The organism is Citrobacter sp. MGH106 (assembly GCF_001037495.1).
GTDB lineage: Bacteria > Pseudomonadota > Gammaproteobacteria > Enterobacterales > Enterobacteriaceae > Citrobacter > Citrobacter murliniae.
The window spans coordinates 138041-160437 of the sequence record NZ_KQ089822.1 but is presented as its reverse complement, the minus strand read 5'-3'; the positions used below and the strand labels follow the sequence as shown (position 1 = coordinate 160437).

The 22397-nt window shown below is 49.8% G+C and carries 18 protein-coding genes and 1 other RNA gene; 4 read left to right on the top strand and 15 right to left on the bottom strand.

Features of this window, described 5'->3' with window-relative positions; genetic code table 11:
• Positions 1-57: 57 nt before the first annotated feature.
• A complete protein-coding gene (yhaJ, locus tag SK36_RS00745) occupies positions 58-954 on the bottom strand; it encodes a DNA-binding transcriptional regulator YhaJ (protein WP_045447896.1) in 897 nt (298 codons plus the stop codon).
• A gap of 104 nt (positions 955-1058) precedes the next feature.
• On the opposite strand from yhaJ, the gene SK36_RS00740 reads away from it, so the two are divergent.
• Positions 1059-1760, top strand: a complete 702-nt coding sequence (locus tag SK36_RS00740) for a pirin family protein (RefSeq protein ID WP_045447899.1) — start codon at positions 1059-1061, stop codon at positions 1758-1760.
• Between the two features lie 25 nt (positions 1761-1785).
• The gene (locus SK36_RS24520) at positions 1786-1935 is read left to right on the top strand and encodes a hypothetical protein (RefSeq protein WP_136345234.1); all 150 of its coding nucleotides are present in this window, start codon (positions 1786-1788) and stop codon (positions 1933-1935) included.
• A gap of 69 nt (positions 1936-2004) precedes the next feature.
• On the opposite strand, the gene SK36_RS00735 is transcribed toward SK36_RS24520, so the two are convergent.
• The 14 genes from SK36_RS00735 to garP form a co-directional block, all read right to left on the bottom strand.
• Positions 2005-3315 carry an L-cysteine desulfidase family protein gene (locus tag SK36_RS00735; RefSeq protein ID WP_045447902.1) on the bottom strand — a complete coding sequence of 437 codons (1311 nt, stop codon included), beginning with the start codon at positions 3313-3315 and terminating at the stop codon, positions 2005-2007.
• Between the two features lie 24 nt (positions 3316-3339).
• Positions 3340-4671 (bottom strand): SLC5/6 family protein, encoded by a 1332-nt coding sequence (locus SK36_RS00730; protein WP_048220504.1) that lies wholly within the window; start codon positions 4669-4671, stop codon positions 3340-3342.
• A gap of 382 nt (positions 4672-5053) precedes the next feature.
• Positions 5054-6418, bottom strand: a complete 1365-nt coding sequence (tdcG, locus tag SK36_RS00725; protein ID WP_048220503.1) for an L-serine ammonia-lyase — start codon at positions 6416-6418, stop codon at positions 5054-5056.
• A gap of 91 nt (positions 6419-6509) precedes the next feature.
• The gene (locus SK36_RS00720; RefSeq protein WP_045447911.1) at positions 6510-6905 is read right to left on the bottom strand and encodes an enamine/imine deaminase; all 396 of its coding nucleotides are present in this window, start codon (positions 6903-6905) and stop codon (positions 6510-6512) included.
• Between the two features lie 13 nt (positions 6906-6918).
• Positions 6919-9213: a formate C-acetyltransferase gene (pflB, locus tag SK36_RS00715; protein WP_048220502.1), complete on the bottom strand. Its 2295-nt coding sequence runs from the start codon at positions 9211-9213 to the stop codon at positions 6919-6921.
• 28 nt (positions 9214-9241) lie between these two features.
• Positions 9242-10450 (bottom strand): propionate kinase, encoded by a 1209-nt coding sequence (gene tdcD, locus SK36_RS00710; RefSeq protein ID WP_045447917.1) that lies wholly within the window; start codon positions 10448-10450, stop codon positions 9242-9244.
• Positions 10451-10481: 31 nt separating this feature from the next.
• Positions 10482-11813 (bottom strand): threonine/serine transporter TdcC, encoded by a 1332-nt coding sequence (tdcC, locus tag SK36_RS00705; protein WP_045447919.1) that lies wholly within the window; start codon positions 11811-11813, stop codon positions 10482-10484.
• 21 nt (positions 11814-11834) lie between these two features.
• The gene (gene tdcB / locus SK36_RS00700; protein WP_045447921.1) at positions 11835-12824 is read right to left on the bottom strand and encodes a bifunctional threonine ammonia-lyase/L-serine ammonia-lyase TdcB; all 990 of its coding nucleotides are present in this window, start codon (positions 12822-12824) and stop codon (positions 11835-11837) included.
• Positions 12825-12921: 97 nt separating this feature from the next.
• A complete protein-coding gene (gene tdcA / locus SK36_RS00695; RefSeq protein WP_045447923.1) occupies positions 12922-13860 on the bottom strand; it encodes a transcriptional regulator TdcA in 939 nt (312 codons plus the stop codon).
• Between the two features lie 784 nt (positions 13861-14644).
• Positions 14645-15021: RNase P RNA component class A (gene rnpB, locus SK36_RS23130), an RNA gene on the bottom strand.
• A gap of 32 nt (positions 15022-15053) precedes the next feature.
• Complete coding sequence (gene garK, locus SK36_RS00690; protein ID WP_045447926.1) at positions 15054-16199, bottom strand: glycerate 2-kinase; 1146 nt, start codon at positions 16197-16199, stop codon at positions 15054-15056.
• Positions 16200-16264: 65 nt separating this feature from the next.
• The gene (garR, locus tag SK36_RS00685) at positions 16265-17155 is read right to left on the bottom strand and encodes a 2-hydroxy-3-oxopropionate reductase (RefSeq protein ID WP_045447929.1); all 891 of its coding nucleotides are present in this window, start codon (positions 17153-17155) and stop codon (positions 16265-16267) included.
• Between the two features lie 31 nt (positions 17156-17186).
• Positions 17187-17957 carry a 2-dehydro-3-deoxyglucarate aldolase gene (gene garL / locus SK36_RS00680; protein WP_048220501.1) on the bottom strand — a complete coding sequence of 257 codons (771 nt, stop codon included), beginning with the start codon at positions 17955-17957 and terminating at the stop codon, positions 17187-17189.
• 15 nt (positions 17958-17972) lie between these two features.
• On the bottom strand, positions 17973-19307 hold the full coding sequence (gene garP / locus SK36_RS00675) for a galactarate/glucarate/glycerate transporter GarP (RefSeq protein ID WP_045447935.1): 1335 nt from the start codon (positions 19305-19307) through the stop codon (positions 17973-17975).
• Between the two features lie 402 nt (positions 19308-19709).
• Here garP and garD point away from each other — a divergent pair, with 402 nt between their 5' ends.
• Positions 19710-21281 (top strand): galactarate dehydratase, encoded by a 1572-nt coding sequence (gene garD, locus SK36_RS00670; RefSeq protein WP_045447938.1) that lies wholly within the window; start codon positions 19710-19712, stop codon positions 21279-21281.
• 176 nt (positions 21282-21457) lie between these two features.
• Positions 21458-22312 carry a tagatose bisphosphate family class II aldolase gene (locus SK36_RS00665; protein ID WP_045447941.1) on the top strand — a complete coding sequence of 285 codons (855 nt, stop codon included), beginning with the start codon at positions 21458-21460 and terminating at the stop codon, positions 22310-22312.
• Positions 22313-22397: the final 85 nt, after the last annotated feature.

The window sequence follows — 22397 nt, the reverse complement described above, 5'->3', positions numbered from 1 at the left end:
GTAACGCTTATCAGGCCTACAAATGGCTATATTTGCAGGCCTGTAACGGTGCTTGCGCTACTTTCCGGCAAACAGCTTCGGAATTTCCCGTAAACACCAGGATTTCGCCTCACCCATACTGTCCCGTCGCCACGCCATGATGATATCAATTTCATTCGTGGATTCCGGGCTAACAACCCGCAGTCTGCCTGCCGCGATATCCTCTTCCACCAGCGGATACGGCATGGTCGCCACCCCCAGCCCGGCCAACAACGCCTGGCGCTTATCTTCTATCGAACTCACCGTCAGGCGGGGTTGTTTATCCAGAAGCTGAACGGTTAACACCGGGCGCTCTCGGGCGGTATCTGCGACCGCAATACCACGGTATTTCACACGAGTGACCTCTGACAACGGCTCTGGCTCCTGATGGATAGGATGATCCGGTGCAGCTACATAGACGTTCATCAGCGAGTACAGTTTGCGGGAATTAATTTCTGACGATGAGCGAAAATGCATATCCGGGGCAATCACAATATCTGCTCGCCCTTGTTCCAGACGCTCCCATGCCCCTGCCAATACTTCGGTAATAACGGAAAGCTGAGTATTCGCCTTCACAGCGAGCCGGTCGATGAGTGGGAAAAATGCGGCCGTTGGCACCAGCGCTTCGGTGACAATCGTCAGATGCGTTTCCCAGCCGCGAGCCAGCGCTTCAGCATCGGTGGTGAGCTTATCTGCCGCTTCCAGCAGCACGCGCCCACGCTCAAGCAACATCCGCCCCACATTGGTGAATTTTGTACGATGACCTGAACGGTCAAACAATACGACGTCCAGCTCTTCTTCCAGTTTTTGCATCGTGTAGCTGAGTGCGGAAGGTACACGCCCCAGTTCGTCTGCCGCAGCGGCAAAGCTGCCACGTCTGTCAATTGCATCCATAACGCGTAGCGCTTCAAGCGTTAAAGCCCTTTCTTTGGCCATTTCGTTCTCATTCAGGAAATTTGAACATACCGGGCAGAATATCTGGCTAACAATGCAGCGTCTAGCCATTTAACATAAAAGGAAGTAAAGAGAGGTCAAGAACTATGATTACTACCCGAACAGCCAAACAGTGCGGACAAGCAGACTACGGCTGGCTGCAGGCCCGTTATACCTTCTCCTTTGGACACTATTTTGATCCTAAACTGCTGGGTTATGCCTCACTGCGTGTTCTGAACCAGGAAGTTCTGGCACCGGGAGCCTCTTTCCAGCCACGTACCTATCCGAAGGTTGATATCGTAAACCTGATCCTCGAAGGGGAAGCTGAATATCGCGACAGCGAAGGCAACCATATTCAGGCTAAAGCCGGTGAAGTCTTACTGCTCGCCACGCAGCCAGGAATAAGCTACAGCGAGCACAATCTCAGCAAAGATAAGCCATTAACCAGAATGCAGCTGTGGCTGGATGCCTGCCCACAGCGGGAAAATGCTTGTGTACAGAAAACTACGCTGAGCGCAGGTAAACATCAGTTAATTGCATCCCCGGACGGTGAGCAAGGCAGCCTGCATCTTCGCCAGCAGGTATGGGTGCACCATGTTGAACTGCAAAAAGGTGAATCGCTAAGTTTTCAGTTACATGGACCACGGGCCTATTTGCAGTCAATCCACGGTACTTTCCATGCGTTAACGTCTGGAGCGGAGAAAGAAGCACTGACCTGTGGCGATGGCGCATTTATTCGTGACGAAGCTAACATAACGTTGGTTGCCGATACGCCATTACGCGCTTTGCTGATAGATTTGCCCGTATAGTCAGGGAAAACAAGGGAGTGCGGCTATGAGCAAAAAATCGTCAAAAAAACGGCAAACGAAAGTAGAGCCCAAACCACAGGAAACGGTCACTTTCGGCTACGAAGAAATGCTGACTGAACTGGAAGCGATTGTTGCCGATGCCGAGATCCGGCTGGAAGAGGAAGATGCCGCCTGATAAGGCGGCATCTGATACAGGATCACCTTGCCGGATACCGACGCTAACGCACCTTATCCGGCCGGGTAGTTAATGCGCTTTACTGGCCATAATCTCTATGATCTGCTTGTCGGTTTCCTGCATCGAACGACATGCCAGCGCACACAGATTCGAAATAGATTGCTCCACGTTATGCGCCACAATCCCTTCGTTACCGGTCACGGCTGTATCATCCAGGGCCATGAGTACCGCCTTCCACGCCGCAGACGCACTGGTAGAGACCTTCATCGCGCAGCTGTTTGAAGCGCCATCGCAAATCATCCCGCTTACATCGCCAATCATGCTACTGATAGCCATCGCGATAGTGTTGTAACGACCGTCTACCAGCCATGCCATACCTGCCGCCGCGCCCATCGCCGCAGTGGTCGCCGCGCACAAAGCCGACAAGCGTGGAAGCTGATGATGAATGTAAATCGCGCTCAGGTGTGACAGCATCAACGCCCGCGCCAGTTTTTCATCATCGGCACCAAAGTGTTCAGCAACCACCATTACCGGTACCGTGGCGGTAATGCCCTGATTACCAGACCCTGAATTGCTCATCGCAGGCAGTGTCGCCCCCCCCATACGCGCATCCGATGCCGCACTGGTACGGATCAGAATGGCGGTTGAAAGGTCGTTTGCCAGCAAACCACGAGCACACTGCTTCTCAAGTGTGGCACCGATGTGCAATCCCCAGGTTCCGCGTAATCCTTCCTGGGACAGTGCACCGTTCAATTTTGCCGCATCCAGAATAAAGCGAATCGACTCAAACGGTACCGCATTCACAAACGCTAAAATCTCTTCCAGCGAAGTATGGGATAATACTGCCAGCGGTGATATCTGCTCGTCGTCCTGCGCCAACTCTTCTTTGGTAAACACCACGCCGTTGTTAGTCTCAATGTGCACAATGTTAGTGTGACCGCCTACAATGGTGACGCACGCCCACCCTTCACTGCTATAAACCTTAGCGCGCGAAAAGAGAATATCCTCGCAAGGTTGCTGCAGCATCACCGCAACCTTCCCGGCCTCCAGCATGGCTTTTGCATCCGTAATGGCTTCAGCGGATGCATCTTTCAGCACTTCTAAACCTGCGCGAGCATTTCCCCCCAGCGCACCCAGTGCAGCCGCGACGGGCAGACCTACCATTCCGGTACCCGGCACGGTGACGCCCATACCGTTTTTCATCAGGTTCGGTGATACCCAGGCATCAATGCGTTCAACCGCGCCGCTCAGTTCAGAGGATGCCACCGCTGCGGCCAGAGCCAGAGAGATAGGTTCGGTGCAACCCAGTGCAGGTTTAACCTCTTCCTGCACCGCGCGGATAAAACTATCCCATATTGGATTCAATGTAGTCTCAAACATAACAACGACCTTTGCTCAGATAACTCAAGAAAATGCCAGGAACGGAGAAACGCACAACAGCAGACCTGTGATAATAATCAGATACAGAGATGCGCCTTTATATTTGTGTAGTGCAGGAACCTTGTAGACCAGCCAGGCCGGAATCAAACAACCCACCATGCCGAAGATTGGGCTACAAATAGAAGTGAAGCTCAGTACCGGCGCATTGAGCACAATCGCACTCCAGGCCAGTAAGATGGCGAATACCATGATGCCGCGCTGAACGAGTGTTTCATTGATCTTTTCGGCCGGCATTTTGCGGCGCAGTACGTTCATCACGATACCCTGGGTCGCTTCACGGAAGCCTAAGTAAACGCCAAAGAAAGCGGTCATAACGGCGAAGATATTCAGAATTACGCTGACGATTTTCACCCAACCAGCGCCATCCCCGCTGATAAACTGCGCGGCAATCGCCAGAGCGGAAATATTCTGCTCATACGCTTTAACTGCTTCGTCGTGACCCATTGCTAAAGTGAAAGAAACTGCGTAGAAAAAGACGGTGACAAACAAAATACCGAACGCGATATTCATAGCGCGAAGGGCTTTATGACGTGCGACCTCAATGGATTTTTCACGAGAACGGTACGAAATAACCATCGGGCTTAAGGTTTGAATAAACAGAATTGAGGTCAAGGTGAATGGCAGTGTGATAATCGCGTTTTTAATCAACAGCGCCATCGGCGGCAGCGCGCCAATGTTGTGAAGATGCCACATCCCGACCATCGAAACGCCCAACGCCGCCACCACCAGCAGTTTGGTTAACACCATACCGGTGGAGATTTTAAACAACATTTTTTCGCCGCGTGACGAGATGGCAACAAGAATGCAAATCAGCACCAGACCATAGAACGGGCTGTCAGACAGTAGACCTTCTGTAACGCCAAACGTGTGCAGATATGAGGCGCTATCGTTAGTAATGGCGGTGGAATAAACGAACATCCAGATAACCAGCATCACAAAATACAGAGCACCTAACAGGATGCCCCAGTTTTTGCCTAAATAGCCGCTAATGACGCTCGGGTAATCTTTACACTCAGGAGACTCAGCCAGCGTATTGATAAACAAACGCTGGAACAAATACATGGCGGGGTAGCCGATAACAGAGGATAACAGGAAAACCCATAACCCCATCAGGCCCACCTGAACGGGAAGAAAAACAATCCCCGCACCAATCGCCATTCCAATACTCATAATGACCCAGCCAGTATCCGTACTGTCGAACTTAATGGCTTCCCGCCATTCGCTTTCGGTCATGCCAGCCCGACGCGCCGGAGCGGATGCATCGAGTATTACGCTATTATTCGTTGCCGTTTCCATAATTCCTCGCTCAATGTGTAGGTAGAGGTTTTTTTATTTTTGTCGTACTGCCTCAAGGCGATACGCAGTACATGAGATGCAGGCGAGTTGTTTGAATGAAGAAATCATACGCGCAGGGTCAGAGAAAAACTTCACAAACAAGCCCCTGTAATTTCTAAAAGTTAAGAAATATTTTCTCTTTTATAGGAAAATTAAGAATTGAGTTTCTATTTTTGAAGCAGATCACAACAAAAAAGGTGCACCTAAGTGCACCTTTTTTATCATGCCATTTTGATTAATTCACCGTCGGATGGCGGCGCTTGCGCCTTATCTGATCGACAAAAGTCACAAGCGCGCGTAAACCGCAGGCCTGATGAGCGTAGCATCAGGCACAGCTATCACCTCAGGTACAAACCACTTTGATCGCCAGACCGCCACGAGAAGTTTCACGGTATTTATCGTTCATGTCTTTACCGGTTTCGTACATCGTCTCGATAACTTTATCGAGTGATACACGTGGCTCAGACGTGCGACGCAGCGCCATACGCGCGGCGTTTACGGCTTTTACAGCGTTGATCGCGTTACGTTCAATACATGGAATTTGTACCTGCCCCGCCACCGGATCACAGGTGAGCCCGAGGTTATGTTCCATCGCGATTTCAGCGGCAATACAGACCTGTGATGGGCTGCCGCCAAGCAATTCAGTCAGCCCGGCTGCGGCCATTGAACACGCCACACCAATCTCTCCCTGGCAACCCACTTCAGCACCAGAAATAGACGCATTCATCTTATAAAGCGCACCTATCGCCCCTGCGGCCAGTAAATAACGAGCAATTGAATTCGCATTCACCGGGCGACGGAACTTGTCGTAATAGGCCAGCACCGCGGGGATAATCCCACATGCGCCGTTTGTCGGCGCGGTAACGACCCGACACCCGGCCGCGTTTTCTTCGCTCACCGCCAGAGCGAACATGTTGATCCAGTCGATGACGTTCATCGGATCGCTGGACAGGTTATCGCTGGAAACCAGCAAACGGCGTAACGCCACAGCGCGACGTGGAACGTTAAGAGGACCAGGCAGGACGCCTTCAGTGTTCATGCCACGCTCTATACCGGCATGCATGACGTCCCAGATTTGAGCGAAGCCCGCATCAATCTCTTCTTTACTGCGCATCGCCAGTTCGTTTTGCATCATCAGGCCGGAAACAGAAAGCCCGTTTCTCTCGCACAGCTTCAGCAATTCGCTGGCGGAATGGAAGTTGTACGGCACATGCGCCTCGGTATCGTGCGCCAGGCCAAAATGTTCCTCTTCAACAATAAAACCACCGCCAACGGAGTAATAGGTTTTACTTAACAACTTCTCTTCGCCATTCCATGCAGTGATCCGCATTCCATTTTCATGACGTGGTAGCGTTTCTGTATGGAAAAGAATGTTGCTCTCTGGAGGGAAATCGACCACATGTGTCCCCCCGGCAACCGGCAAACGTCCGGAGCGGGTCACTTCCTGAATAAAACCAGCAATTGCGTCAATATTCACGCTCTGCGGGCTGTTACCTGCCAGTCCCATCATGATGGCGACATCGGTCGCATGGCCTTTTCCGGTCAGGGAAAGCGAACCATAAAGATCGACGACAATGCGCGTGGTCTGAGGTAATTCTCCGGTACTGACCAGTTGGTCGATAAAACGTTTACCTGCATTCATTGGTCCCACGGTATGGGAGCTGGAAGGTCCAATGCCAATCTTAAAAATATCGAATGCGCTAATCATATCCACACCCTCGGATTGCCGTTCAGTGAAGACCAGGTTTCACACTCATTACAGGATTGGGGCGATCCTGACGATCGCCCCGCGGGGGGGATTACAACGTGTCGCCACGTACGGCGATGGCTTCAATCTCCAGCTTCACATCCTTCGGCAAGCGAGCAACCTGCACGCAACTGCGCGTTGGGTAGATTGCTTTATGCTCATCAAAGAACTGCTGATACACTTGGTTAATCGTGGCGAAGTCATTCAGATCAGCAACAAATACGGTGGTCTTCACGATATCGCCCACTTTCAAACCCGCAGACTCCACGATCGCTTTAACGTTTTCCAGGCTCTGACGCGCCTGATCGGCCACGTTTTCTGCCACTTCACCCGTTTGTGGACACACCGGGATCTGACCTGAGGTCAGCACCATGCTGCCCAGATCCACACCCTGCACGTAAGGCCCAATGGCCCCTGGCGCACATTCAGTTGCAATAATTTTTCTCATAGCCCCTCCGGCGTTAAAGCGCCTGGGTGAAAGTACGTGAAATAACATCCTGCTGCTGCTCACGGGTGAGCGCATTAAAGCGCACCGCATAGCCAGACACGCGGATCGTTAGGTTCGGATAGTTTTCCGGGTGCTCAATCGCATCCATCAGCATTTCGCGGTTCATGACGTTAACGTTCAGGTGCTGCCCGCCTTCGACATGCGCTTCATGATGGAAGTAACCGTCCAACAGACCGACCAGGTTGGTTTTACGTACGCTATCCTCTTTGCCCAGCGCCGCCGGCACAATGGAGAAGGTGTACGAGATACCATCTTTGGCATAGGTAAATGGCAGTTTGGCAACTGAGGTTAACGACGCAACGGCACCTTTGCGATCGCGACCGTGCATCGGGTTTGCCCCTGGTGCAAACGGAGTACCTGCGCGACGTCCGTCCGGCGTGTTGCCGGTTTTCTGTCCGTACACCACGTTGGAGGTGATGGTCAGAATAGACTGCGTCGGTACCGCGTTACGATAGGTCGGTAACACTTTAATTTTCTTCATAAAGCGTTCAACCAAATCGCAGGCAATACTGTCTACGCGCTCATCATTGTTACCGTACTGCGGATAGTCGCCTTCAATTTCGAAATCGACTGCCAGACCGCTCTCATCACGGATCGGTTTCACTCGCGCATATTTGATAGCCGACAGGGAGTCCGCCGCGACGGAAAGACCCGCCATGCCACATGCCATCGTGCGATAGACATCACGATCATGCAGCGCCATCAGTGAGGCTTCGTAGCTGTACTTGTCGTGCATATAGTGAATGATGTTCAGCGCACTGATGTACTGCACTGCCAGCCAGTCCATAAAGTGGTCCAGGCTCTCCATCACCGTGTCGTAATCCAGCACATCATCCATCAGCGGAGCCGTTTTCGGACCCACCTGGATTTTCAGCTTCTCATCCACACCGCCGTTGATTGCGTACAGCAGCGTTTTGGCGAGGTTGGCACGTGCACCAAAGAACTGCATTTGCTTGCCGATAACCATCGGGCTGACACAGCAGGCGATGGCATAGTCATCGCTGTCAAAGTCAGCACGCATCAGATCGTCGTTTTCATACTGTAAAGATGAAGTGACGATAGAGACCTGTGCAGCATATTTTTTGAACGCAATCGGCAGAGCTTCAGACCACAGTACCGTCAGGTTCGGCTCAGGTGCTGGCCCCATGGTGTGCAGTGTATGCAGGTAGCGGAAGGAGTTTTTCGTGACCAGCGTACGACCATCCAGCCCCATACCGCCAATGACTTCCGTTGCCCAGATAGGATCGCCCGAGAACAGGGTGTCGAATTCCGGTGTACGCAGGAAACGCACCATGCGGATCTTCATAATGAAGTGGTCGATCAGTTCCTGAGCCTGCTGCTCGGTTAAGAGCCCGGCTTTGAAGTCGCGCTCAATATAAATATCGAGGAACGATGCGGTACGACCCAAAGACATTGCGCCGCCGTTCTGAGATTTCACCGCTGCCAGATAAGCAAAGTAGACCCACTGCACAGCTTCCTGCGCATTACGCGCCGGACGGGAAATATCGCAACCGTATTTCGCCGCCATTTCCTGCATTTGCAGCAGTGCACGACGATGTTCAGACAGCTCTTCACGCAGGCGAATCGTAGCTTCCAGATTCTGCCCCCACTCCAGATTCGACTGGAGATCGGCAAATTGCAATTCACGTTCACGCACCAGATAACGGATCCCGTACAGTGCGACGCGGCGATAGTCACCGATGATGCGGCCACGACCATAACCATCCGGCAGACCGGTTAATACACCGGACTTACGGCAGCGCAGCATATCCGGGGAGTAAGCGTCAAATACGCCCTGGTTATGGGTTTTTCGCAGCTCAGTAAACTGGTATTCAAAATCCGCGTCCATCTCACGACCATAGGCATCAAAAGAGCTTTTGATCATGTTAATGCCGCCAAACGGATGTAGGGCACGCTTGAGCGGCTTATCCGTTTGCAGACCAACGATCTTTTCCAGTTCTTGTTCGATATAACCCGCATCGTGTGCGGTAATCGTTGTTGCAATGTTGGTATCGAAATCAACCGGCGCATGCGTCGAGTTTTCAATACGGATGCCCGCCATCACTTTTTCCCACAATGCTGTGGTCGCTGGCGTCGCTTCGGCGAGGAAAGATTCATCCCCTTCATAAGGCGTATAGTTATGCTGAATAAAATCACGGACATTAATTTCTTCTTTCCAGTCCGTACCTTTAAAGCCAAGCCATGCTTCGGCATACAGCATATCGCTGGTATCGATATTTACCTTCATGAAAAATAATCTCTCTACTGAAAATTAATTATGCAAATTCCACTGGTGCGTTAACTTTGCCTAAATTAATGGCATCGAGTGCAATCATTTTCTCTTCATTCGTTGGAATAACAGCGCAAATAGCTCGGGCATCTTTACCTGAAATAATTCGCTCACCGTGGGAATTAGGCAGGCTATTCATATCGCTGTCGATATTCACTCCGAATACGGCCAGATGTTCAATTACCATACGGCGAATTAAGACCGAATTTTCACCAATTCCACCGGTGAAAATAATCCCATCAAGACGATGAAGCGATGCGGCATGTCCGGCGATATGACGTGCAATGCGATGTACAAACGTCTTAATTGCCAACTGTGCACGCTCGTGTCCTTCGTGCCAGGCTTTCTCCAGCGTACGTAAGTCAGAAGACAAACCGGAAATACCCAGTAAGCCAGACTCTTTATTGACCACGCGCTCAAGGTCGCTCAGTGTCTGGTTGGTTTCACTCGCAATCCATGCCATCGCACCAAAATCCACATCACCGCTGCGCGTCCCCATCATCAGACCTTCCAGCGGCGTCATACCCATTGAGGTATCAACGCTTTGCCCATTTCGGACCGCACAGATGGAAGCACCATTACCCAGGTGAGCGATCACTAAACCAGAATCATCATTCTGGAGGCCGAGAAGCTCATGTGCGCGCTGAGAAACATAGCGGTGCGAGGTGCCATGAAAACCATAACGACGAACCCCCAACTCCTCAAAGTATTTCCACGGTAAACCGTACAGATAAGCTTCAGGTGCCATCGTCTGGTGGAAGCTGGTATCAAATACAGCAACCTGCTGCACTCCCGGGAAAAGATGTTGCGCGGATTCAATCCCGCTCAGGTTCGCATAATTATGTAACGGTGCTAAAGGTGATACCTGGCGAATATTATCGATAACTTCATCAGTAATTATTGCTGACTGCGTAAAGATACTTCCGCCGTGGGCAATGCGGTGGCCAATTAAGGCCACGCTGTCCATTAAATTACGTTTCTCCAGTTCAACTGCAATTGCTTTTAATGCATCTTCGTAGCTGTGGTGAGCCAGCTTAGCTGGCTCTCCTCCATTAATTGCTATGAACGCATTTTCAGAATTAATACCGTCCGCAATTCCCGCCATTAAAACATCACAGTTAGCTGCATCCAGCACTGAGAATTTTATTGAAGATGAACCGCAGTTAATAACCAGTACTACCGGAAACTCATTCATTTCACTACTCCGCTCATCCTGAGCTTAAGGATTAAAACAGTTTGTAGACAATGTTCAGGATGGTCAGCAAACCAATCACGGTAACAAACACGTTATCCAGACGGCCACGGTATTTTGCCAGTGACGGCGCTTTACGGATGGCGTACATCGGCAGCAGGCAGAGCAGTGAGGCGATAATTGGCGCGCCCATCGCTTCAATCAGGTCCAGGATATTCGGGTTGGCATAAGCCACGACCCAGGTGGAACCCATGATGAAGATCATGCTGATGGTGTTGAGCTTGCCCATTGAAACTTTGGTTTTATCGCCTTTGTAACCAAACTTCAGTACCAGACCGTTCAGACCTTCCAGCGTGCCCAGATAGTGGCCGAAGAAAGATTTGAAGATGGCAACCAGTGCGATAATAGAAGCACCGTATTCCAGAATGGTTGCGAAAGTCGATTTCGTACCGGACAGTGAAGCAAAGTGGTTCGCCAGGTAAGAAAGTACCGGAATGTTCTGCGCTTTCGCTTCAGCCATATTAGCCGGAGAGAGGGTAAACAGGCAGCTGAAGGCGAAGAACATCACCACCGCAACCATCAACATACTGGCACGGGAGATGATTTTTGAACATTTCTGCTCGGTAAATTCACGACCAAAATCTTTCTCATACTCTTCACGTTTAGAAACTACGAAGGAAGAGACAATCGGCGAGAAGTTGAAGGAGAACACCATGATGGAAATACCCAGCCATACAGTGACCAGAATACCGTCATGCCCGGTCAGCGCTATATTACTGAGATCCACCTGATCGATAACCGCTGAGTTCCAGTAAGGGATCAGGGACAGAGAGATAAGCACCAGGCTGGCAATAAATGGCCATACCAGGAAGCTCATCACTTTAACCATCAAATCTTTACCAAAATAGATGACGAATGCCATCAACAGCAGCAGGAACAGTGCCACGAAGCCACGGTTAAGCGCTGGCATCTGCAACTGGTTTTCCCAGAAGGTCATAAAGGTGTTGGTAATGGTGACGCCATAAATCCACAACAGTGGGCAAATCGCAAAGAAGTAGAGGAACGTGATAACCACGCCACCTGTTTTACCAAAGTGCTCTTCAACCGTTTCTGTGATGTTACCGGAAGGATTAGAGCCGGAAAGACACAGGCGTGCCAGTGCACGGTGGCAATAGAACGCGATGGGGTACGCTAACACCAACATTAACAGAATGGGGATCAGCCCGCCAAAACCTGCGCGGATAGGGAAGAACAGCACCCCGGCGCCGATGGCTGTACCAAATAAACCCAGTGTCCAGGTGGTGTCCGATTTGCGCCAGGACGATTGTTTTGTCTGGCTGGATACAATGCTATCAGTAGTACTCATATCCTATCCTCAACGAAAATATTAAGCGTCAACTAAACCAGTAATTTGGGATACACGAGAAAGATCGATATTACCACCAGAAATAATGCTGACTGTTTTTCTATTCTGGATATAGCTATCTAATTTCCCGCTTAATAATGCTGCACATGCCAGAGCACCGGCACCTTCAGTCACAACTTTATTTCGCTGAATTAATGCCACCATACTGTTGCGAATTTCATCTTCGCTGACGAGGACAATGTCATCTACCAATTCACGAACGATTTCATAAGTCAAATTACCCGGGCGGGAAACGTCACAACCATCCGCCAGGGTGCCGGTCGTTCGATGCGTGGTTATTTCTCCAGCGTGGAAAGATGCCGCCATGCCGTGAACGTTTTCAGACTGTACGCCAATAATTTTAATTGTCGGGTTGATGGATTTAATTGCTACAGCAATACCAGCAATCAGACCACCGCCGCCAATTGGTACAATCACGTTATCGACATCGTACAGATCTTCCAGAATTTCCAGGCCAATGGTGCCCTGACCGGCAATCACTTTCGGATCATCATAAGGAGGAATAAAGATACGGCCTTCAGTCTCTACAATCTCGCTTACCTTCGCGATAGTGTCGTTGAAGTTGTCGCCGTGCAGCACAACTTCTGCTGAGTAATCGCAGGTTGCAGCCACTTTAGACTTCGGCGCACCTTTTGGCATCACTACTTTGCCATCGATACCGAGCATTGCGCAGGAGAGAGACACCCCTTGCGCATGGTTACCTGCGGAGCAAGCCACCACACCTTTCAGTCTTTCCGCCTCTGTTAATGAACTGAGCTTATTAAAAGCACCACGGATTTTAAATGAGCCAGTACGCTGCATATTTTCAAACTTGAGGAAAATTTCCCCTTTGCAACGTTCACTAAAATAGTTAGAGCGAGGCATTCCCGTTTTATAAATTTTCCCCGCCAGTCTTTTTTTCGCTTCGAGGATATCTTCAATTGCAACTGGGAGATCGTATGTAATGTGCATTAGAACCTCTTACCTGGGTATTAAAGTAAATAGATAGCCGTTACCAACGTCTGATATAGACAGATGGCGTTAATTCCGTATTAAACAAATTCAATCATTAATCAATTTCAATTAACTGCTTTCGTCTATGAGAATTGTAAGATGAATATTCTTTGGCTAATTCAACCAAAATTGATGCTGCTTTTTTTATTCGATAATTTTTAGACCAAACGGCGGCATAACGCGCAACCGGTAAGGATTCTTCTACCGGAATAGTAATAAACTGGTTTGAACCAAATGGAGTGGTCATATCGCAGGGAATTACTGTTAAGAAATCAGCATTGAGAACAAGATTATAAATCGTGACGACGGAGTCTGTTTTAACGATGTTTTCACTGCTGATGCCATTTTTTTGTAACGTGGTAAGAAGTTCGCTGTAGTACCCCATATTCGTTTGTGGCAACACCCACTGTTCGTTTTTCAACGCTTTCAGCGTGGTGATGCCGGTGCATGTTCGGGAGTTACTGGCTACCAGAACGAACTCTGACTCAAAGAGCGGCTCCACATGTAGATCGTGTAGTTTCATCTCATCACTCAGTGTACCAATAGCGAAATCCAGTCGCCCGTCACGAACCGCCGGTAAGAATGAGGATAGCTGAGCCTCATACATGGAAACCTGCGCTTTCGGGAACACCTCTTTAAACTTCTTAATCATGCCGGACATGATGGTAAAGGCAATCAGTGAAGGAAAGCCAAACGACACATCAACAACTGCATTGCCCGTCATGCTGTTCATCTCATCCACCATGTTTTTCATTTCACGGGTAATGGATTCAGACCACGAGAGCATCACCTGACCAGCCTGAGTCAACGTGACGCCTGTATTTTTACGAACCACTAACTCAATACCAAAATAAGCCTCAACATCATTAATTATTTTACTGACAGCAGGTTGAGTTAATCCTAATTCTTTTGCAGCTGAGCCGATAGAACCACTTCTAATGACTTCCTGAAAGACCACTAAGTGCTGTGTTTTAGGGAGAGTAATAGTATTCATATCGACCTGCGTTAATTACTTTGTTGACGGCAGGGAGTGTACCAAATTAAGTGAACAAGGATATGTGCGACCACTCACAAATCCCCTTGACTTACATTTTGTAAGATTATTATAAATCCATTAATCACTTATTAATCAATGCAATACAAAAACGCGATCTCACTTTAACCTGATTTTAATCAAAAAAAGATGGGGGGATAACAAAAATTTATGGCAATAACACACCAGGTTTCTTAGATATTTCAAAAGATCGTGAAAGGCTATATTTCAAGCAATTACAGAGTATTTATCGGGCTGAATTACGCTTAAATTTAATGAGTAACTTATCAAATATAATTATATTTATATCATAATTGTGGTTAAATAATGTTATGGGTCACATTTTTTTGCCCCATATGTTTGTAAAGAAACATTGCATTTATTGATATTTAAGCTTATTCATACAATCAATTATCATGTGCAACAATATATTAACACGGTTTTTGCGCAGTTTATCAGCAACTAATTTTGTGATAGCGATCGATTGCGTTCGTTTTCTCTATCAAAAATTACCAAAGGTAGCGTTTTGTGTTAGCCATCACAAAATCAGAAATCTCCCTCGATACATCTCTCTCTAATAGAGAAATCCCGATACGGAAATAAGCAGAAATAAAAAATAGATTCGCAAAGAATTAATGTAGTGCGTTTGCAACGCCTGCCCGTAAATCGACCTACAGGATAATGGCGTAAACGGCTTATCCATGCTGCAAAAGCAAAAACCCCGCCGAGGCGGGGTTTTCTTAAAAGTTGAAGCTGACCGATAAGCCGGGTTCTGTCGTGGACAGTCATTCATCTAGGCCAGCAATCGCTCACTGGCTCAAGCAGCCTACCCGGGTTCAGTACGGGCCGTACCTTATGAACCCCTATTTGGCCTTGCTCCGGGTGGAGTTTACCGTGCCACGGACTGTTACCAGCCGCGCGGTGCGCTCTTACCGCACCCTTTCACCCTTACCTGATCCCACTTGCGTGGGCCATCGGCGGTTTGCTCTCTGTTGCACTGGTCGTGGGTTTCCCCCCCAGGCGTTACCTGGCACCCTGCCCTATGGAGCCCGGACTTTCCTCCCCTCCGCCCGTCTCCCCCGAAGAGGACGACGACGAAGCGGCGACTGTCTGGTCAGCTTCGGCGCGCAGTATAGAGGGTTTGCGGGCCAATGTCACCCCGCACTACGCATTCCTATCGCCAGCGTAGCAGCGATGTTTCGTGACGCCCGATAAATATTGTCAAATGCTCCGCGAAACGCCTCTTCCAGCGTACCTATGCTGGTCAATACACTAAATACCGCATCGATACCATATTGATGTACGACGCCTACATCCCGCGTCAGGCTGCCCGCAATACCAATTACTGGTTTGTGGTACTTCTTCGCCACACTGGCCACACCAACCGGTACCTTTCCGTGAACACTCTGGCTGTCGATACGGCCTTCTCCTGTGACCACCAGAGTACAGTCGTGAATATGTTCTTCCAGATTGAGGGCCTGGGTAACAATCTCAATACCGCTGCGCAGCTCTGCACCTAAAAATGCCGTTAATGCCGCCCCCATCCCCCCCGCAGCCCCTGAACCAGGAACGTTCTTCACATCCACTCGCAGCGATTTTTTAATGATATCGGCATAGTGAGAAAGATTACGGTCCAGCTCAATAATACGTTCCTCGGTTGCCCCTTTTTGAGGGCCAAAAATACGGGAAGCGCCCTTGTCACCGGTCAGAGGGTTAGTCACATCACAGGCAACACGGATAGAACAGTTTTTTAATCGCGGATCCAATCCTGAAATATCAATGCTGTTCAGGCTATTCAGGCAACCGCCGCCGTAGCCAATTTCAGTCCCATTGGCATCGCACAGTTTTGCCCCCAGAGCCTGCGCCATGCCCGCTCCACCGTCATTGGTTGCACTGCCGCCAATGCCAATAATGATGCTTTTCGCGCCGCTTTCCAGCGCTTGCAGAATCAATTCTCCAGTGCCACGCGATGTAGTCACTAATGGATTGCGTTTTTCAGGAGGAACCAGAGCCAGCCCACTGGCTGCCGCCATTTCGATAAAAGCAGTTTTACCATCCCCGGACATGCCCCAGCAGGCATTCACTTTTTCGCCCAGTGGGCCAGTCACCAGGGCTGAATGTTTAGTCCCATGGGTGGCGGCAATCATGGCTTCAACCGTCCCTTCACCACCATCGGCAACGGGAACTGAAACATATTGCGCATCGGGAAAGATTTCCCGAAATCCTTTTTCTATCGCCTGAGCGACCTCAATGGCGGAGAGGCTTTCTTTATAAGAGTCTGGGGCAATTACGATTTTCATAGTTATGTAGCCTGACAGTGCCGCGCAAGGCAAGAATTACAGGGCGCGAGAAGGCGCCCTTCTTGTTAGCGAGTGACTTCCACTTTCGCCAGTTTTTCGTAATAGCATGCAAGAGCACTATGATCAGCAGTGCCCAGCCCATCTGCACGTAGCGCCTGCATCATCTCCATGACTGCAGCAGTTAGCGGCAGTTGGGCGCCCACACCATGGGAGGTGTCCAGCGCATTCGCCAGATCTTTTATATGCAGATCAATACGGAAGCCTGGTTTAAAGTTTCTGTCCATTACCATCGGTGCTTTAGCATCCAGCACGGTACTCCCGGCAAGACCGCCACGGATGGCCTGGTATACCAGATCCGGGTTAACGCCTGCTTTGGTCGCCAGCGTCAGTGCTTCAGACATAGCGGCGATGTTCAGCGCGACAATGACCTGGTTTGCCAGCTTGGTTACGTTACCCGCACCGATGTCACCGGTATGCACCACAGAACCAGCCATCGCTTTCAGCAGATCGTAATATTTATCGAAAATCGCTTTATCACCGCCGACCATCACTGACAGCGTGCCATCAATCGCCTTCGGTTCACCACCGCTGACCGGCGCATCCAGCATATCTACGCCTTTCGCTTTCAGCGCTTCGCTGATTTCACGACTTGCTAACGGTGCGATAGAGCTCATGTCGATCAGCACAGTCCCCGGCTTAGCACCTTCAATAATACCGCCTTCACCCAACGCTACCTCTTTCACGTGCGGCGAGTTTGGCAGCATGGTGATGATCACATCGCACTGTTCAGCAATGGCTTTCGCCGTGGTAGCGGTTTCTGCGCCTGCGGCAATGACTTCCGCAATCGCTTCAGGGTTACGGTCAGCAACCACCAACGAGTAACCTGCCTTGAGGAGGTTTTTACTCATTGGTTTACCCATAATACCGAGGCCAATAAAACCAACTTTCATTGTCATATATTTATCTCTCTATACTGTCGTATGGTGGTTATTTCTTAAAGGAATCAGCCAGTTTCTGCGTGGCAGAACGGAACACGCCGAGATCGCTACCCACGGCAACAAACGTTGCGCCCCAGTCCAGATAACGACGGGCATCCGCTTCTACCGGTGCCAGAATACCGCTTGGCTTACCGTGCGCTTTAGCGCGGGAAAAAATGTGCTGGATAGCCTTCTGCACATCGGGGTGGGACGCATTGCCCAGATGCCCTAACGCAGCAGCCAGATCGCTTGGGCCAACAAAAATACCGTCAACACCTTCAGTTGCAGCGATAGCATCAACGTTATCAACACCCTGCTGACTTTCGATCTGTACGATAATGGTGATGTTCTTATTCGACTGCGCAAAGTAGTCCGGTACGGTGCCGAACATATTGGCACGGTGAGAAACGGATACACCGCGAATACCTTCTGGCGGATAGCGGGTAGACGCCACCGCGCTGACGGCTTCTTCTTCCGTCTCCACAAACGGGATCAGGAAGTTATAGAACCCGATATCCAGCAGACGTTTAATGATCACCGGCTCGTTGGTCGGTACGCGCACTACCGGCGCGCTGGAACTGCCTTTCAGCGCCATCAGTTGCGGAATAAACGTCGAAACATCGTTTGGCGCATGTTCACCGTCCAGTACCAGCCAGTCAAAACCAGCCAGACCTAATACTTCGGTGCTGATGGGACTGGCCAGCGCGGACCAGCAGCCAATCTGAATTTGTTGCGCCGCCAGGGCCGCTTTAAACTTGTTCGGGAAGATTGTGTTATTCATCGCCTATACCTTTGTTTATTTCTGCAATTCCATACGTTTAATGTCACCGACAATAAACAGGTAGCAAACCATCGCCATCAGCGCCGAACACCCTACAAACATCAGCGCAGCATTAAATGAGTGCAACTCGCTCACCAGATACCCAATTACCAGAGGGGTTACGATAGAAGCGACATTACCAAATACGTTAAAGACTCCACCGCACAGGCCAACAATCTCTTTTGGTGCAGTATCGGAAATCACCGGCCACCCCAGAGCGCCAAAGCCTTTACCAAAGAACGCCAGCGCCATCAATGCAACGACCAGGACGGTATTATCAGTGTAATTACACAGAATAATGGTCGAAGCCAGCAGCATTCCGAGCACAATCGGCAGCTTACGTGCCAGAGTGATACTGAAACCACGTTTAATCAGATAATCAGAGAACACTCCGCCCAGTACGCCGCCAGCAAACCCGCAAAGCGCCGGAATAGAGGCAACCAGACCGACTTTCAGAATCGACATGCCTTTTTCCTGCACCAGGTAAATCGGGAACCAGGTCAGGAAGAACCAGGTGATGGTGTTGATAAAGTACTGTCCGAAGAACACCCCCAGCATCATGCGATTGGTCAGCAGTTGCTTGATATAGTGCAATTTCGGGCCACTCGCAGCCGCAGTGCCAGGCTTCTTGTGGTCCATATCCACTACCGCGCCGTTATCAGAGATAAACTTCAGCTCTTCTTGCGACATACGCGGATGATCAGTTGGATTATGGATAAGCTTGACCCACAGCCCGGTCAGGACAAAACCAATCACACCCATCACGGTAAAAACATGTTCCCAGCCCCAGGCGAAGGTCAACCAACCTAACAATGGCGAGAATAGCGCCAGAGAGAAATACTGCGCCGAGTTAAAAATCGCCGATGCCGTGCCACGTTCTTTAGTCGGGAACCAGGCCGCAACAATACGGGCGTTAGCCGGGAAAGAAGGCGCTTCAGAAAAACCAAGCATGAAACGCATGATAAACATTGATATCCCTGCCCAGGCCAGTGGGAACATGTCCACAAAGCCCTGCAGGAAGGTAAACAACGACCAGAAGAACAGACTGTAGGTGTAGACTTTCTTCGAACCAAACTTATCAAGCAGCCAGCCGCCGGGGATTTGCATCAACAAATAGGCCCAGCCGAAGGCGGAGAAAATATAACCCATGGATATGGCGCTTAACTGCAACTCTTTTGCCACTTCGGTACCAGCAATAGATAGCGTCGCACGATCCGCATAGTTAACGGCTGTAACAATAAATATTATCAGCAATATTAAATATCTGGTATGCGTACCTTTCTTTTCCTCTACTACCGTATCCAACATCATTCTATTTACCTCGGGTACATAAAAACATTTTATTATTATTTGGTGGGTATTCGTGGTGATGAATTACCGATAAAAAGATATACGATAATTTATCAGACGCTATTAAACCGTGATTCAGTATAATCAGCTGCGCGCTGTTAATCATTGTGCAAAAGCTCATTTAAGACATACTGTTAAAAGATTATTTTGGTCATATGCACATAATCATGGGCGCTAATGCACACATTTACGTATTGCTATCCCCGATGGCAAGGCTTTCCTGATGTTAAGTGATCCTGGTCACATTCTTCAAATTAAACTCCTGACATTCTTATTTAACGACAAAGAGTCTTTATTACTTATAATTAGATTCAATATACATATTCGCACTATTATCACCACCTGGCTGGAGAATACTGGACAATGGCCGACATCGAAATTAGGCAAGAATCGCCTACGGCGTTTTATATTAAAGTACACGACACGGATAATGTGGCGATTATTGTCAATGACAATGGTCTGAAAGCCGGGACGCGTTTCCCGGACGGACTGACGCTGATTGAACATATTCCCCAGGGTCATAAAGTGGCGCTCACGGATATTGCTGTTCACGGTGAAATTGTGCGCTATGGCGAAGTGATCGGCTATGCCGTTCGCGACATCGCACGCGGTAGCTGGATTGATGAGTCGATGGTTGAGCTGCCCAAAGCCCCGCCACTGGAGACACTGCCGCTGGCAACCAAAGTACCAGAGCCACTTCCACCTCTTGAAGGTTACACCTTCGAAGGCTACCGCAATGCAGACGGTAGCGTCGGCACCAAGAACCTGCTCGGCATCTCCACCAGCGTGCACTGTGTGGCAGGCGTTGTGGATTATGTGGTGAAAATAATTGAGCGCGATCTGCTGCCAAAATACCCGAACGTAGACGGTGTTGTGGGTCTGAACCATTTATATGGTTGCGGTGTGGCGATCAACGCGCCAGCAGCCATCGTGCCCATTAGAACTATTCACAACATCGCCCTGAACCCGAACTTCGGCGGCGAAGTGATGGTTATCGGCCTGGGCTGCGAAAAGCTCCAGCCGGAGCGACTGCTGGAAGGTACTCATGATGTAAAAAGTATTCCGGTGGACAGCGCCAGTATCGTCAGTCTGCAGGATGAAAAACACGTTGGCTTTAAATCCATGATTGATGACATTTTGCAGGTCGCCGAGCGTCATCTGGCGAAACTCAATCTGCGCCAGCGTGAAACCTGTCCAGCATCTGAACTGGTGGTTGGGATGCAATGCGGAGGCAGCGATGCGTTTTCCGGCGTAACGGCCAACCCGGCGGTAGGCTACGCCTCCGATCTGCTGGTACGCTGCGGCGCAACCGTCATGTTCTCAGAAGTGACCGAAGTGCGTGATGCGATCCACCTCCTGACCCCGCGCGCGATCAACGAAGAAGTGGGCAAACGTCTGCTGGAGGAGATGGCCTGGTACGATAACTATCTTGATATGGGCAAAACTGACCGCAGTGCTAACCCTTCTCCGGGCAATAAAAAAGGAGGTCTGGCGAACGTGGTCGAAAAAGCGCTGGGTTCCATTGCGAAATCAGGCAAAAGCGCAATTGTGGAAGTGTTGTCGCCAGGTCAGCGCCCCACCAAACGCGGCCTGATTTATGCCGCAACGCCTGCCAGCGATTTTGTCTGCGGTACGCAACAGGTGGCTTCCGGGATCACCGTGCAGGTGTTCACCACCGGTCGCGGCACGCCGTACGGCCTGATGGCAGTACCGGTAATTAAAATGGCGACCCGCACCGAACTGGCTAATCGTTGGTTTGACCTGATGGACATCAACGCCGGGACCATCGCCACCGGAGAAGAAACCATCGAAGAGGTGGGCCTGAAGCTGTTCGAATTTATTCTCGACGTCGCCAGCGGGCGTAAGAAAACCTTCTCGGATCAGTGGGGACTGCATAACCAGCTGGCCGTGTTTAACCCGGCGCCAGTGACCTGATTATCTCATCCTGCTGTTAAAAAGCATGCCTACGGGCATGTTTTTTTTTGCCTGTAGCTTTCATAACCCTCCCATTCCTTTCGAAACTTTCATTTTTCCGATCAAAATCACAAAATAACATTACGAAACCCTATATTTTGTTTCGACAAAAGAAATCGAAAGAAATCGGAGGAAGGATGTTCATTATTTCAAGCAAAACGATGCTCAGGAAGGCCCAGCAAGAAGGCTATGCGGTGCCTGCCTTTAACATCCACAATCTCGAAACCTTACAAGTGGTAGTAGAAACTGCTGCAGAGTTACGTTCGCCATTAATTGTCGCCGGAACACCTGGCACCTTTAGCTACGCAGGAGTTGGCAATATCGTTGCTATCGCCAGCGAACTGGCGAGAAGCTGGAACCATCCCCTCGCTATTCATCTCGATCACCATGAAAAAATTATCGACATTCAAGAGAAGGTCGCTGCAGGTGTCCGCTCGGTCATGATCGATGGTTCGCATTTACCGTTTGCCGACAACATCGCCCTGGTCAGAAACGTGACTGACTACTGCCACCGCTACGACGTCAGCGTAGAGGCTGAACTGGGACGTTTGGGTGGACAGGAAGATGATCTGATCGTCGACGGAAAGGATGCTCTGTATACCCACCCAGAGCAGGCTCACGAGTTCGTTACAAAAACCGGTATTGATTCCCTGGCGGTAGCTATCGGCACAGCACACGGCCTGTATACCGCAGAGCCAAAACTGGATTTTGAACGGCTGGAAGAAATTCGTCAACGCGTTGATATCCCTTTGGTTCTACATGGCGCATCCGGCCTGCCCCCTCAGGATATTAAGCGAGCTATCTCGCTGGGAGTCTGCAAAGTCAATGTCGCTACTGAACTCAAAATCGCCTTTTCTAATGCGCTAAAAAACTATTTGAGCACGCACGCCGATGCAAGTGACCCACGGCACTACATGGTTCCCGCCAAGGCGGCCATGAAGGAAGTAGTAAGCAAAGTCATAGCTGACTGCGGCTGCGAGGGAAAGCTGTAATCCATTAATTCATTTGAATAGCACGGGTTCTGACGAAGGTTTGTTTTTAAAGCTGGATCACGAAAGAGGCTTTTGACCTTTGCCT